The sequence below is a fragment of the Micromonospora sp. NPDC005254 genome, assembly GCF_042872525.1.
Taxonomy (GTDB): domain Bacteria; phylum Actinomycetota; class Actinomycetes; order Mycobacteriales; family Micromonosporaceae; genus Micromonospora.
On sequence record NZ_JBIAKM010000003.1, the window covers coordinates 289,214 to 301,477 of the forward strand.

At 71.4% G+C, this 12,264-nt stretch carries 9 protein-coding genes; 4 read left to right on the forward strand and 5 right to left on the reverse strand.

Going from position 1 to position 12,264, the window contains the following annotated elements:
- A complete protein-coding gene (locus ACFYPR_RS11035; RefSeq protein ID WP_234590654.1) occupies positions 1 to 1,053 on the reverse strand; it encodes a MoxR family ATPase in 1,053 nt (350 codons plus the stop codon).
- 402 nt (positions 1,054 to 1,455) lie between these two features.
- On the opposite strand from ACFYPR_RS11035, the gene leuS reads away from it, so the two are divergent.
- Positions 1,456 to 4,296: a leucine--tRNA ligase gene (leuS, locus tag ACFYPR_RS11040; protein WP_387259619.1), complete on the forward strand. Its 2,841-nt coding sequence runs from the start codon at positions 1,456 to 1,458 to the stop codon at positions 4,294 to 4,296.
- Between the two features lie 68 nt (positions 4,297 to 4,364).
- On the opposite strand, the gene ACFYPR_RS11045 is transcribed toward leuS, so the two are convergent.
- The gene (locus ACFYPR_RS11045) at positions 4,365 to 7,226 is read right to left on the reverse strand and encodes a BTAD domain-containing putative transcriptional regulator (protein WP_387259621.1); all 2,862 of its coding nucleotides are present in this window, start codon (positions 7,224 to 7,226) and stop codon (positions 4,365 to 4,367) included.
- 183 nt (positions 7,227 to 7,409) lie between these two features.
- Between ACFYPR_RS11045 and ACFYPR_RS11050 the strand changes: the two genes are divergently transcribed.
- Together ACFYPR_RS11050 and ACFYPR_RS11055 are read left to right on the forward strand one after the other, a co-directional pair.
- Positions 7,410 to 7,808, forward strand: a complete 399-nt coding sequence (locus tag ACFYPR_RS11050; RefSeq protein ID WP_354856124.1) for a hypothetical protein — start codon at positions 7,410 to 7,412, stop codon at positions 7,806 to 7,808.
- 20 nt (positions 7,809 to 7,828) lie between these two features.
- Complete coding sequence (locus tag ACFYPR_RS11055) at positions 7,829 to 8,500, forward strand: CHAP domain-containing protein (RefSeq protein WP_354856125.1); 672 nt, start codon at positions 7,829 to 7,831, stop codon at positions 8,498 to 8,500.
- Between the two features lie 265 nt (positions 8,501 to 8,765).
- On the opposite strand, the gene ACFYPR_RS11060 is transcribed toward ACFYPR_RS11055, so the two are convergent.
- From ACFYPR_RS11060 to ACFYPR_RS11070, 3 genes are read right to left on the reverse strand one after another with little or no spacing between them, the layout of a single operon-like run.
- The gene (locus ACFYPR_RS11060) at positions 8,766 to 9,449 is read right to left on the reverse strand and encodes a VTT domain-containing protein (protein WP_354856126.1); all 684 of its coding nucleotides are present in this window, start codon (positions 9,447 to 9,449) and stop codon (positions 8,766 to 8,768) included.
- Entirely contained in the window at positions 9,446 to 10,165 is a 720-nt protein-coding gene (locus ACFYPR_RS11065) for a glutamine amidotransferase (protein ID WP_354856127.1), read from the reverse strand. The genes ACFYPR_RS11060 and ACFYPR_RS11065 overlap by 4 nt, the downstream gene beginning before the upstream one ends.
- The gene (locus tag ACFYPR_RS11070) at positions 10,155 to 11,402 is read right to left on the reverse strand and encodes a MurT ligase domain-containing protein (protein WP_354856178.1); all 1,248 of its coding nucleotides are present in this window, start codon (positions 11,400 to 11,402) and stop codon (positions 10,155 to 10,157) included. Before ACFYPR_RS11070 ends, ACFYPR_RS11065 begins: the two co-directional genes overlap by 11 nt.
- 356 nt (positions 11,403 to 11,758) lie before the next feature.
- Here ACFYPR_RS11070 and mraZ point away from each other — a divergent pair, with 356 nt between their 5' ends.
- Positions 11,759 to 12,190, forward strand: a complete 432-nt coding sequence (gene mraZ / locus ACFYPR_RS11075) for a division/cell wall cluster transcriptional repressor MraZ (RefSeq protein WP_355066874.1) — start codon at positions 11,759 to 11,761, stop codon at positions 12,188 to 12,190.
- The last annotated feature ends 74 nt before the right edge of the window (positions 12,191 to 12,264 follow it).

Consider the following 12,264-nt stretch of genomic DNA (forward strand, 5'->3'; position numbering starts at 1 on the left):
TCACGGCCTCCGCGGCTCGTAGGGCGCGCGACCGTTGCCGGTGGCGGGCCGGGTGTCGTAGGGGCTGCGTTGCCGGTCGTGCGGCAACGGCAGTCGGTGCACCAGCTCGGAGACGATCGCGTCGGTGGTGCGTCGGGCGAGCTGCGCGTCAGCCGTCGGGATGATCCGGTGCGCGAGCACCGGCACCGCCAGGGCCTGCAGGTCGTCGGGGAGGACGTAGTCGCGGCCCTCCAGCGCGGCGACCGCCCGGGCTGTGCGCAGCAGTTGCAGGGTCGCCCGGGGGGACGCGCCGAGGCGCAGGTCGGGGGCCTCGCGGGTGGCGGTGACCAGGTCGATGGCGTACTGCTTGACGGCGTCCGCGACGTGCACCTGTCGGACGGTGGCGATGAGCTGCCGGACGATGTCCGCGTCGGAGACCGGCCGCAGCTCGTTCAGCGGGTCGGTGCCGCCGTGCCCGTCCAGCATGGCCAGTTCGGCGCCGGCGTCGGGGTAACCCATCGCGATCCGGGCGGTGAACCGGTCGCGCTGCGCCTCGGGCAGCGGGTACGTCCCCTCCATCTCGATCGGGTTCTGGGTGGCGATGACCATGAACGGGGTCTGTAGCTGGTAGGTCACGCCGTCGACGGTGACCTGCCGTTCCTCCATGCACTCCAGCAACGCCGACTGGGTCTTCGGCGACGCCCGGTTGATCTCGTCGCCGACGACCAGGTTGGCGAAGACGGCCCCCGGACGGAACTCGAAGTCGTGGGTCTCCTGGTTGTAGACGCTCACGCCGGTGACATCGCTGGGCAGCAGGTCGGGGGTGAACTGGATCCGGCGCACCGTGCAGTCGATGGACCGCGCCAGGGCCTTGGCCAGCTTGGTCTTGCCGACGCCGGGAACGTCTTCGATGAGGAGGTGACCCTCGGCGAGCAGAACGGCCAGGGCCAGCCGCACGGTGGCGGTCTTACCCTCGATGACCTGCTCGATGTTGGCCACGATGGCCTCGCTGGCGGCGCGGAACTCGTCGTGCGGCAACAGGCCGCCCACCTCGTCCCAGGTCTGTTGTGTCACGGGCCTCCTCCTCGTCGCCGTCACGGCAGCTCTGTAGAGAGCACCTGGACCCGCCGTTGGGTTCGCGACGTCGAGCCTCGTTTGCCGCAGGATTCTCACTGGCCTCTCAGGCTAACCATGTTTGTCGTTATCGCCGACCCCCGCAGGTAGTCCGCCGCTTACGCACGGATATTCGCCGAGTTGGGGGATCGACCGGACCGCGCCCGGCGGTTCCTCCGGTCCCGTCGGCGACGGGGTACACTGCCGGACATGGCCGGAGTCTTCCTGCTTCTTACCGGGCCGTGCTGATGCGCTGAACGCGCGACAGCACGGCGGCCCCTCCTGCGCGAGGGGCTTTTTTGTGCCCGCCGCCGGTCCGGCCCGGCGGTGCCGAGACGAAGCGAAGCGAAGCGAGGAGAAACGATGAGTGAGGCAGCCGCACCGGCGGGCGACATCCCCCCGTTCCGGTACACCGCGGCCCTGGCCGACGAGATCGAGACCCGTTGGCAGGACACCTGGGCGCGCGAGGGCACCTTCCACGCACCGAACCCGACCGGTCCGCTGGCCGATCCGGGCCACCCCCGGGCCGGGGCGGAGAAGCTGTACGTGCTGGACATGTTCCCGTACCCGTCCGGCGCCGGCCTGCACGTCGGCCACCCGCTGGGCTACATCGGCACCGACTGCTTCGCCCGCTACCAGCGGATGGCCGGGCGCAACGTGCTGCACGCGATGGGGTTCGACGCGTTCGGCCTGCCCGCCGAGCAGTACGCCGTGCAGACCGGCACCCACCCCCGGACCACCACTGTCGCGAACATCGAGCGGTACAAGTCGCAGCTGCGCCGCCTGGGGCTGGCGCACGACGAGCGCCGGTCGGTGGCGACCATCGACACCGACTTCTACCGCTGGACGCAGTGGATCTTCCTGCAGATCTTCAACTCCTGGTACGACCGCGACGCCGGCAGGGCCCGGCCGATCGCCGAGCTGATCGCCGAGTTCGAGGGCGGCAACCGCTCCACCCCGGACGGCCGGCCCTGGGCCGAGCTGAGCGTCGCCGAGCGCCGCCAGATCGTCGACGACCACCGGCTGGCGTACGTCTCGGAGGCGCCGGTGAACTGGTGTCCCGGGCTGGGCACCGTGCTGGCCAACGAGGAGGTCACCGCCGACGGGCGCTCCGAGCGCGGCAACTTCCCGGTCTTCAAGCGCAACCTGAAGCAGTGGATGATGCGGATCACCGCGTACGGCGACCGGCTGCTGGACGACCTGGACAGCCTGGACTGGCCCGAGGCGATCAAGCACATGCAGCGCAACTGGATCGGTCGCTCCACCGGCGCGCACATCGACTTCCCGACCACCCGGGAGCCGATCCGGGTGTTCACGACCCGCCCGGACACCGTCTTCGGGGCCACCTACATGGTGCTGGCGCCCGAGCACGAGCTGGTCGACACGCTGGCGCCGGCCAGTTGGCCCGACGGCACGAGGGACGCCTGGACCGGCGGGCACGCCAGCCCCTCCGAGGCCGTCGAGGCGTACCGCAAGGCGGCGGCGGCCAAGACCGACGTCGAGCGGCAGTCCGACAGCAAGGAGAAGACCGGCGTCTTCATCGGCGCTTACGCCACCAACCCGGTCACCGGCGGGCGGATCCCGATCTTCATCGCCGACTACGTGCTGGCCGGCTACGGCACCGGCGCGATCATGGCGGTGCCCGCGCAGGACGAGCGGGACTGGGCGTTCGCCGAGGTCTTCGAGCTGCCCATCGTGCGTACCGTGCAGCCGGCGGAGGGCTTCGACGGCAAGGCGTACACCGGGGACGGCCCGGCCATCAACAGCGCCGCGCCCGAGCGCGGCCTGGACCTGAACGGCCTGGGGGTCGCCGACGCCAAGGCGGCGATCATCTCCTGGCTGGAGGCGAACGGGCACGGCACCGGCGCGGTGACCTACCGGCTGCGCGACTGGCTGTTCTCCCGCCAGCGCTACTGGGGTGAGCCGTTCCCGATCGTCTATGACTCCACCGGCGCGGCCATCGCCCTGCCGGAGGAGATGCTGCCCGTCGAGCTGCCCGAGGTGGACGACTTCTCCCCGAAGACGTTCGACCCGAACGACGCCGACTCCAACCCGGAGACCCCGCTGTCGCGGCGGCGGGACTGGGTCGAGGTCGAGCTGGACCTGGGTGACGGGCCGAAGCGCTACACCCGGGAGACCAACGTGATGCCGCAGTGGGCCGGCTCCTGCTGGTACGAGCTGCGCTACCTGGACCCGACCAACAGCGAGCGGTTCGTCGACGCGGAGAACGAGCGGTACTGGATGGGCCCGCGCGCCGAGGGCGACTGCGGGGGCACCGACCTGTACGTCGGCGGCGCCGAGCACGCCGTGCTGCACCTGCTGTACGCGCGGTTCTGGCACAAGGTGCTGTTCGACCTGGGGCACGTCTCGTCGTTCGAGCCGTTCCGCAAGCTGTTCAACCAGGGCATGATCCAGGCGTACGCGTACACCGACTCGCGCGGCAGCTACGTGCAGGCCGAGGAGGTCGTCGAGCGCGACGGCGCCTACTACCTGGGCGACCTGACGGTCAACCGCGAGTACGGCAAGATGGGCAAGTCGCTGAAGAACGTGGTGACCCCCGACGACATGTGCGCCGCCTACGGCGCGGACACCTTCCGGGTGTACGAGATGTCGATGGGCCCGCTGGAGGTGTCCCGACCCTGGGAGACCCGGGCGGTGGTCGGCTCGTACCGGTTCCTGCAGCGGGTCTGGCGGGCCATCGTCGACGAGCAGACCGGCGCGCTGCGGATCACCGAGGCTCCGGCCGACGAAGCGACCCGTCGGCTGCTGCACAAGGTGATCGACGGGGTCCGCGGCGACATGGACGGCATCCGGTTCAACACCGCGATCGCCAAGCTGATCGAGCTGACCAACGGGCTGACCCGACTGTCGGCCACGCCGCGGGAGGTGGCCGAGCCGCTGGTGCTGATGGTGGCGCCGTTCGCCCCGCACCTGGCCGAGGAGCTGTGGCGCAAGCTGGGCCACGACACCTCGCTGACGTACGCGGACTTCCCGACCGCCGACCCGGCGCTGCTGGTGGCCGAGACGGTGACCTATCCGGTGCAGGTCAACGGCAAGGTCCGTGGCCGCATCGAGGTCCCCGCCGACGCCTCCGAGGAGACCGTCCGCGCGACGGCCCTGGACGCGGTGGCCGCCGCGCTGGCGGGCAAGGAACCCCGCAAGGTCATCGTGGTGAAGGGCCGGATGGTCTCCGTCGTCATGTGATGGTGGTCGGTCGTCATTACGTCCCGTACCGGCCGGCCGCTTGTCCACCGTGCCGGTACGGGATGCACTCAGCGGACGACGGCCGCCACCTCCGGCCGGCGACGGGGATGGCCGTGGGCCGCCGAGAGCTTGTCGCGCAACTGCGCGGCAGCTGGGTGCCGCATGTCGCTATGGATCTCGAAGGCACGCAGCCAGCAGTCGTGTGCGGCAGCCAGGTCGCCGAGGGCCTCGTGGTTGTCGCCCAGGTGGTGCAGCGTCTCCGCCTCGTTGTAGCGGTGTCCCAATTCTCGACTGAGCGCCAGTGACCGTCGAAAGCAGCGGGCTGCCCGGCGGTAGCGGCTGAGATGGTGATGGGCGTAGCCCAACGTGTCCCAACTGTTCGCCTCCCCGACCCCGTCACCGAGCCGGCGCTGCAGGACCAGCGCCCGCTGGCAGTAGCCGACCGCCTCCCGGTACGCGCCGAGCACGGCATGATCCCAGCCGATCGCATTGAGCGCCCGGGCTTCCCCCGCCTGGTGCCCGTCGGCCCGGAAGAGGGCCAGCGCCCGCTCGTCGTGGTGCAGCGCGGTCATCTGGTCACCCTCCTTCTCGTTGATCCAGCTGAGGGTCAGCAACGTCTGCGCCTGCCCGGTCCGGTCGCCGAGTTCCCGCAGCAGCGCCAGAGCCGACTCCAGGTGCTGACGGGCCAACCGGAGGCGGCCGGTCTCGGAGAAGGCCGCGACGACGTCGCGATGTGCCTGCGCCGCTGCGGCCCTGTCGCCGCAGCGTTCAGCCGCGGCCAGCGCGCGGTGCTGTACGGCGATCAGGTCCTCCCAGCAGCCACGACGGGACAGGAAGGTGGTCACCGCCCACGCCAACTGCCACACGTGCCGGTCGAAGCCGTGCCGAGCAGCCAGCTCGACCACCCGGATGAGCACGCCGTGCTCCTCGGCGAGCCAGGCCAAGGCCGAGGCGCCGTCCGCAGGCTCCTCCGGAGTCACGCCCGTCGTCAACGACGGCGGCGTGATCGGCTGCCGTAGCGGGGACAGTCGCGCGTCGGCCGTGCGGGCGCTGAGCAGATAGTGGTCGACGATCCGGCGCCGCGCCGCGTGGCCTACCTCCGGGGGCTCCGACGCGACCAGCTCCGCCGCGTACGCCCGGAGCAGATCGTGGCAGGTGTACCTGCCCGGTGCCCGCTCCATGACGAGTTGCGCACGGGCCAGTTCGGCGAGGACGGGGCGGACCTGCCGCTCGGGCAGTGCGGCGAGGCTTGCGGCGGCCCGCACCGAGATGTCCTGCCCGGGGTGCAGCCCGAGTAGGCGGAACAACCGCGCTGCCGCACCGCCGAGAGCCCGGTACGACCAGGAGAAGACCGACCGGAGGTCGGTGGCCGGATCGCCGGCCGCGAAGCCGTCGAGGCTGCCGCGGGACTCGGTCAGTTCCCGGGCCAGCACGGCGAGCGGGAACCGGGGATGAGTCGCCGCGCGGGCCGCCACGATCGCCAGGGCCAGCGGCAGCCGGTCACACCGTTCGATGATCCCTGCCACGGGCCCCGGCTCCGTCGCCACCCGGTCGCCACCCAGTCGGCTCGTCAGCAGATCGCGGGCTTCGGCGGCAGTGAGCAGGTCGAGGGTGACCGGTTGGGCGCCCTCGACGGTCACCAGGCCGGGTAGTTGCTGTCGACTGGTCACCACCACCGCGCACCCGGCGGCACCGGGCAGGAGTGGGCGCACCTGACCGGCGTCGCGGGCGTTGTCGAGCACGATCAGCATGCGGCGCTCCGACAGCAGCCTCCGGTAGTGGCCGGCCCGACTCTCCTCGCGCGCCGGCGTCTGCTCCGGTGGCACCCGCAAGGCGTCCAGGAAGAGTCGCACCGCCTCGTCCCCGGCGATCGCCGTACCGCCCGGATCGAAGCCGCGCAGGTTGACGTATAGGCATCCGTCCGGGAAATCCTCGGCGAGCAGGTGCGCCAAGCGGACGGCGAAGCTGGTCTTGCCCACGCCGGCCGCACCGGTCACGAGCAGGATCTGCTGCCGTTTCAGCGCCAGGCAGTGCCGCCGAGCCGCATCGAGCTCGGCGGCCCGGCCGACGAAGTGCGGCGGGTCCGGTGGCAGCAGGCTCGCCGGCGCCACCGGCGCGAGTCCGCCGACCACCGCCGCGGGTGCCGGGATCGGCAGCTCGTCGCGCCGCAGGATAGCGGCGTACAGACGGTGGAGTTGCGGTGCGTCCATGCCTCGTTCCCGCAGCAGGGCGATGCCCCGTCGGCAGACCTCGGCGGCCTCGTCCACCCGCTGCTCGGCGTAGAGGGCGAGCGTGAGCAGGTGGCGAACGCCCTCGTCGTACGGGTCGTCCAGAACCGCGCCGGTGAGCACGCCGACGGCTGCGGCGGGTCGCCCGAGCGCGATCAGCGCCTCGGCGTGACCGCGTCGGGCGGTGCGGCGCAACGCGTCGAGGCGGGCCACCTCGGGCAGGGCGAACGGCCGGTCGGCGACGTCAGCGAAGGCCGGCCCCCGCCAGTGGGCCAGTGCGGCGCCGAAGAGCTCGGCGGCGCGTGGGATCACCGCCGGGTCGCTGGCGTCGAGCAGCCGCCGCCCCTGCGTGGCCTGCTGTTCGAAAAGGCAGGCGTCCACACAGTCGGGGGGCAGATCCAGCCGGTACGCCAGGCCGGGGCCGGTGCCGACGGTGGCGACGATCGAGGCCTCCGCGGGCGCGGACCGGCCGGGCCCCAGGGCACGCCGCAGGTGCGAGACATGGCTGCGGAGCGTCGGCGCCGCGCCGTCGCCGGCGGTGGTACCCCAGAGGAGATCCACCAGGCGGCGGGCCAACACCGGGCGGCCGAGTTCGATGACGAGCACGGAGAGCAGCTCCACCTGCCGCGGGCCGAGCCGGATCACGGCGCCAGCCCGTTCGGCCTCCAGCGGACCGAGCACGGTGAGCTGCAGTTGCTCCATCCGAGACCCCCCGTGCTCGTCGCGGCCACCCGGACGCATTGTATCGATCCTGGCGGATTGAGCGCTGCACCCGACTTCCACTCCGCTTCCACCACGCGCCGGGAGAGTGTGCGCAACGGGGGGCGGCAAAGCGCCTCGACCGGGCGTCAACGAAGCGGCGTCCGGGCACGATGAGGAGGGCACATGAAGCAAGCCTGGCAGCGTGGCCTGCGAACCGTCGTAGCCACCGGCCTTGTCGGGACCGCCGCAGTGGTCCTGTCACCAACGGCCGCGTCCGCGGCCGCATGCCGCAGCGGCACGGCCAGCATCTCCGGAGCCGATCTGACGTACCAGATCTGCCCCGAGGCCTTTACCACCGGCCTCAGCTACTTTCTTGAAGACACGGCCAAGGACGGTCGCCGCGCCGAGGTGTGGATCAGGACACCGAGCACGTCGACTGCCGGCGTGAAGCTCGACGAGGCGACCGGAGGCGTCGGCGACTGGGCCGAGGACGAGTGGTACGGCCCCTTCAGCTCGGGCGTCTACCTCAAGGTCTGCACCAGTGACGGCAACACCAACCGCCGCTGCGGCGGCTGGCTCTGATCGCCGGACAGGAGACAACCGTGAAAGCACTCCGCATGGCCGTGGTGGCCGTGGTCGCCGCCACCTCCAGCATCTTCGTCGTGCCAGGAATTGCGCACGCCGCCGACACCCAACTGGGCATCGACGTCGGTAACATCGCCTGGGAACAGTTCACTTCGGAGAACACCGATGTGCAGTACCGCCTGAAGGAGCGCAGCGGCCAGGACTGCAACTTCTACACCGGCTTCTGGGCCGACCCGAACAACGATCGCTACGACAGCTCGGGGACCGGCACCTGCGGTCCGGTGAGCCCCGGGTACATGTACCGGAACGGGTCAAAGACCTGGGACGACGTGAGGTGGCGGGCCCGGGCGTGGTGCGCCGACTTCGCGAAGTTCGCGTTCTACTGGGGTGGTGCGAAGTACACCGGGCTCAACGCCGCCGCGTCGAGCTTCCGGACCTACGGCATCAACAACGGCACCTGGCACGGCCGGGGCAGCGGCTACGTCCCGCGCAAGGGTGACGCCGCGTCCTACGACTGGGGTGGCGACGGAGTCATCGACCACGTGGCCATCGTGACTTCGTACTACGACACCAGCACGGACGGCAATCACTACGTGGTCGGCGGCAACCAGTCGAACACGGTCTCCCACGTGTTGCACTCCAACTGGGAGTCAGCCGTCGTCGGCTACACGTCGCCGGTGCCGAAGTAGGATCCCGGTTCGCAACCGGCCCTGCGTCTCTCGCCGGGTCGGTTGCGTTCCGATGTGGCTGAGCACCTGCCGGCCGAGGGCGTCGACCCCCAGGTACCGAGGCGGGAGGTCCGCGCCGACCACGGCCAGGTGGTCCAGGAGCCGCCGACGAAGTCCAGGTTGGCAGGTGGCGTCCGACGCACCGTGTCGCCGATCCGGACCACGTCGCTGACCAAGCCCTCAGCCAGTCGCTGCTCGCCCGTCGGATCCGTCGGGTTGGGCACGGTCAGACCGACATCGACCGGCGGCGTCGTTCGCCGCGCCACCACTGGTGGACGAGCACGACGCTGGCGATCAGGCCGAGGCTGGCCGGGGCGGCGGCGTACCAGTTGATCTGGCCGGGTGAGCTGACGGCCGCGCCGATCGCGGCGTAGCCGAACGCGGTCGGCGCGGCGGCGATCACGCTGCCGGCCAGGAACGGCAGCATCCGGGCGCCGGTCGTGCCGTAGCCGTAGCTGACCAGGCCGAAGCCGGCGATCGGCAGCAGCCGGACGGTGACCACGCCGACCACGCTCTGCCGGGCGAACCACCCGTCGAGGCGGGCCAGTCGGCCCCGGACCCGATCGGCGACGAACTCCCGGCCGAGCAGCCGGCCGACCGTGAACCCGATCGCCGCCGCCACCAGCGCGGCGCCCAGGGCGTACGCCGCGCCCTCCAGGGGGCCGAAGATCGCGCCCGCGGCGAGCGTGATGAAGGTACGGGGAACCAGCGCGACCAGCAGCAGCGCCCCACCGAGGATCGCCGCCACCGGCGCGAGGCCGCCCAACCGGTCGGCCAGTTCCGGCAGGTGCGCCGGATCCGGCCGGGGCACCAGGAGCAGCAGCAGCCCGCAGCCGCCGATCAGCAGCACGAGCAGGGCGAACCGGGCGGCCGACGGCTGCCGGAGCAGCCGCCGGACGGCTCGGATCATGCCCGGGCGGGGGCCACTGCGGCGCGGCGCTCGTTGCGCAGCCGGTCGGACCAGGTGTCGTCCAGCGGCGGCAGCTGGTGTGCCCCGGTGGCCCAGCGCAGCAGCAGGTCGGCCAGGGCCGGGTTGCGGGCCAGGGCCGGGCCGTGCGAGTAGGTGCCCAGCAGCTTGCCACGCCACGCGCCCTCGGTGGCGCCGTCGTTGCCGACCCCGGTGGTGACCCGGGCCAGCGGGGCGACCTCCGGACCGAGATGGGTGCGACCGCCGTGGTTCTCGAAACCGGTCAGCGGGGGCAGGCCCAGTCGGGGGTCGATCTCACCGGCCAGCTCGCCGACGGCCCGGCTCTCGCCCCGGTCGGACTGCAGGTCCAGCAGCTCCAGCCCGCGACACTGCACACCCTTGGCGAAGAAGGAGGTGCCGAGCAGCTGGTAACCGGCACACACGCCGAACACCACAGACCCCTGGGCGACCGCCCGGTGCAGACCGCCGTCGGCGATCAGCCGCTGGGCGCCCAACGCCTGCGGGCCGTCCTCGCCACCGCCGACCAGGTAGATGTCGGCGGTCGCGGGCAGCCGCTGGTCGGAGCGGACCTCCAGCACCTCGACCGGCATGCCGCGTTGGCGGGCCCGTCGGGCGAGGATCAGGGCGTTGCCCCGGTCGCCGTAGGTGGACAGCAGGTCGGGGTAGATCCAGACGATGCGCAGGCTCTCAGATGACACGGTCCAACTCCGCTCGGATGTCCTGGAACGCGGTGTAGTTCGCGATGACCTCCAGTCGCCCGGGCGGGACCGACCGGATCGCGTCGTCGAAGGTGCGCACGTGCTGGAACGGTACGTCGTTGACGTCCAGTCGGACCGCCAGGTCGTAGGCCCGGTCGCCGGTGATCAACACCTGCCGGCCGCGCAGCGGGGCGAAGTCGACGTCGTAGAGCCAGGAGGTGTCCAGACCGTCGGGGTCGCGCGCGTTGATGGAGAGCAGGGTCGGCGCGTCGTCGGCCATGTCGAAGGCCTCCAACCAACTGGCCGGGTTCTTGGCCAGCAGCAGCCGAATGTTGCGGCCGTCCTTGTCGACCTGCGCGTAACGGCCGGCCACCGAGGTGACGATGCCGAGGCGGGACACCGCGTCGACCGGGCGTACGCCGAACTCGGCCGCCACGGCCAGCGCGGTCGCCGCGTTGCCGAGGTTGACCTTGCCGGGCAGCTGGAGGGAGACCTTGTGCCAGGCGCCGGTGGGGTCGAGCACGCCCTCGTCCTCGACGACCCAGTTCGGCTCCGGTCGGCGCAGCGGGCAGCCGGTGCACCACCACTGGTCGCCCGAGCGCTGGATCGTGGAGCCGCACTCCGGGCAGACCCAGGAGTCGTCGTGCCAGCGCTGACCGGCACTGAACCAGGTCACGTGCGGCGGGTTGATGCCCCGGGCGGGGTCGCCCGGCGGGGTGGCGGCCCAGACCACCAGCGGGTCGTCGGCGTTGGCCACCACCCGTACGTCGGTGTGCCGGACCAGCGCCGCGCGCCAGAGCTGCGCCATCATGGCGACCTCCTTGGCCCGGTCCAGCTGATCGCGGGAGAGGTTCAGCAGCGCGACCACGTGCGGCTCGGTCGACTCCAGCACCTGGGCGAGGTAGTGCTCGTCGACCTCCAGCACCGCGTACGGGGTGCTGCCGGCCTTGGCCAGCGCCGAGGTGTGCCCGCTGGGCATGTTGGCGCCGAAGGAGTTGGTGGCGACCCGGCCGAGCACGCCGACCGCGGCGGCGGTCAACCGGGTGGTGGTCGTCTTGCCGTTGGTGCCGGAGACGAGCGCGATGGCGCGTCCGGCCGACAGGTGCGCCAGCAGCTCCGGGTCGATCTTCAGCCCGATCCATCCGCCGATCACCGATCCGTCGCCACGGCCGGCGGCCCGGGAGAGCGCCGCGGCGGTCCGTGACACGGAGCTGGCCACCTTGGCCCGTAGGGGCATTTTCGCGTCCGTCACGCGAGCGAGGTTACCGGACCGCCCGCTTCACCAGATCGCCGCCGACGGTGAACCGTTCGGCCGTGGCATCCGCGCGGGTGGGCGGTTCGCGCTCCACCGGACGGAGTCGATCTATGTCGGAAAGCGGACCACGCCGGGGGAGGGCTCCGGCCCTCCACTCCGCTCCACCCCGTGTGACGTGCGGTTTTGCGCGTGAATCGGCCGCGCCACGCGGGCGAATCTGGTTGCAGGTGGAGGGAAGTGGAGTAAGGTGGGGCCCAATGGTGAGGCCGGGAGGGCTCACCGGCCCGGGGGGTCAGCGGCGCCGCGAACGCCGCTCAAGGGCGAGGGGGTAGGGCCGGATGTTCCTCGGCACCCATACTCCGCGCCTGGACGACAAAGGCCGGTTGATCCTTCCGGCCAGGTTCCGGGATGAGCTGGCGGGGGGTGTCGTGGTCACCAAAGGGCAGGATCGTTGCCTCTATGTCTTTCCGACACCCGAGTTCCAGCGGATCGCGGAGCAGTTGCGCGCGCAGCCGATGACGCACAAGGCGGCCCGGGCCTACAGCCGGGTCTTCTTCGCCAGCGCGCACGACGAGGTGCCGGACAAGCAGGGCCGCGTGACGATTCCGGCACACCTTCGGGAGTACGCGGCACTCGACCGTGACCTGGTGGTCATCGGCGCGAGCACACGGGTGGAGATCTGGGACAAGGTCGCCTGGGAGACCTACCTCGCCGAGAGCGAAGACGACTTCGCCGACATCGAGGAGGGGGTGCTGCCCGGCGGTCTGTAGGGCGGAACGGCGCCCGACGTACTGCGAGATCTCCAGCCGCTTTCGAGTTCCTGGCACCCCTTCCCCGGTGCCAG

Coding starts and splice junctions, on each gene's coding strand:
- leuS (WP_387259619.1), top strand. CDS start 1,456: ATGAGTGAGGCAGCCGCACCGGCGGGCGACATCCCCCCGTTCCGGTAC.
- ACFYPR_RS11045 (WP_387259621.1), bottom strand. CDS start 7,226: ATGGAGCAACTGCAGCTCACCGTGCTCGGTCCGCTGGAGGCCGAACGG.
- ACFYPR_RS11050 (WP_354856124.1), top strand. CDS start 7,410: ATGAAGCAAGCCTGGCAGCGTGGCCTGCGAACCGTCGTAGCCACCGGC.
- ACFYPR_RS11060 (WP_354856126.1), bottom strand. CDS start 9,449: ATGATCCGAGCCGTCCGGCGGCTGCTCCGGCAGCCGTCGGCCGCCCGG.
- ACFYPR_RS11070 (WP_354856178.1), bottom strand. CDS start 11,402: ATGCCCCTACGGGCCAAGGTGGCCAGCTCCGTGTCACGGACCGCCGCG.
- mraZ (WP_355066874.1), top strand. CDS start 11,759: ATGTTCCTCGGCACCCATACTCCGCGCCTGGACGACAAAGGCCGGTTG.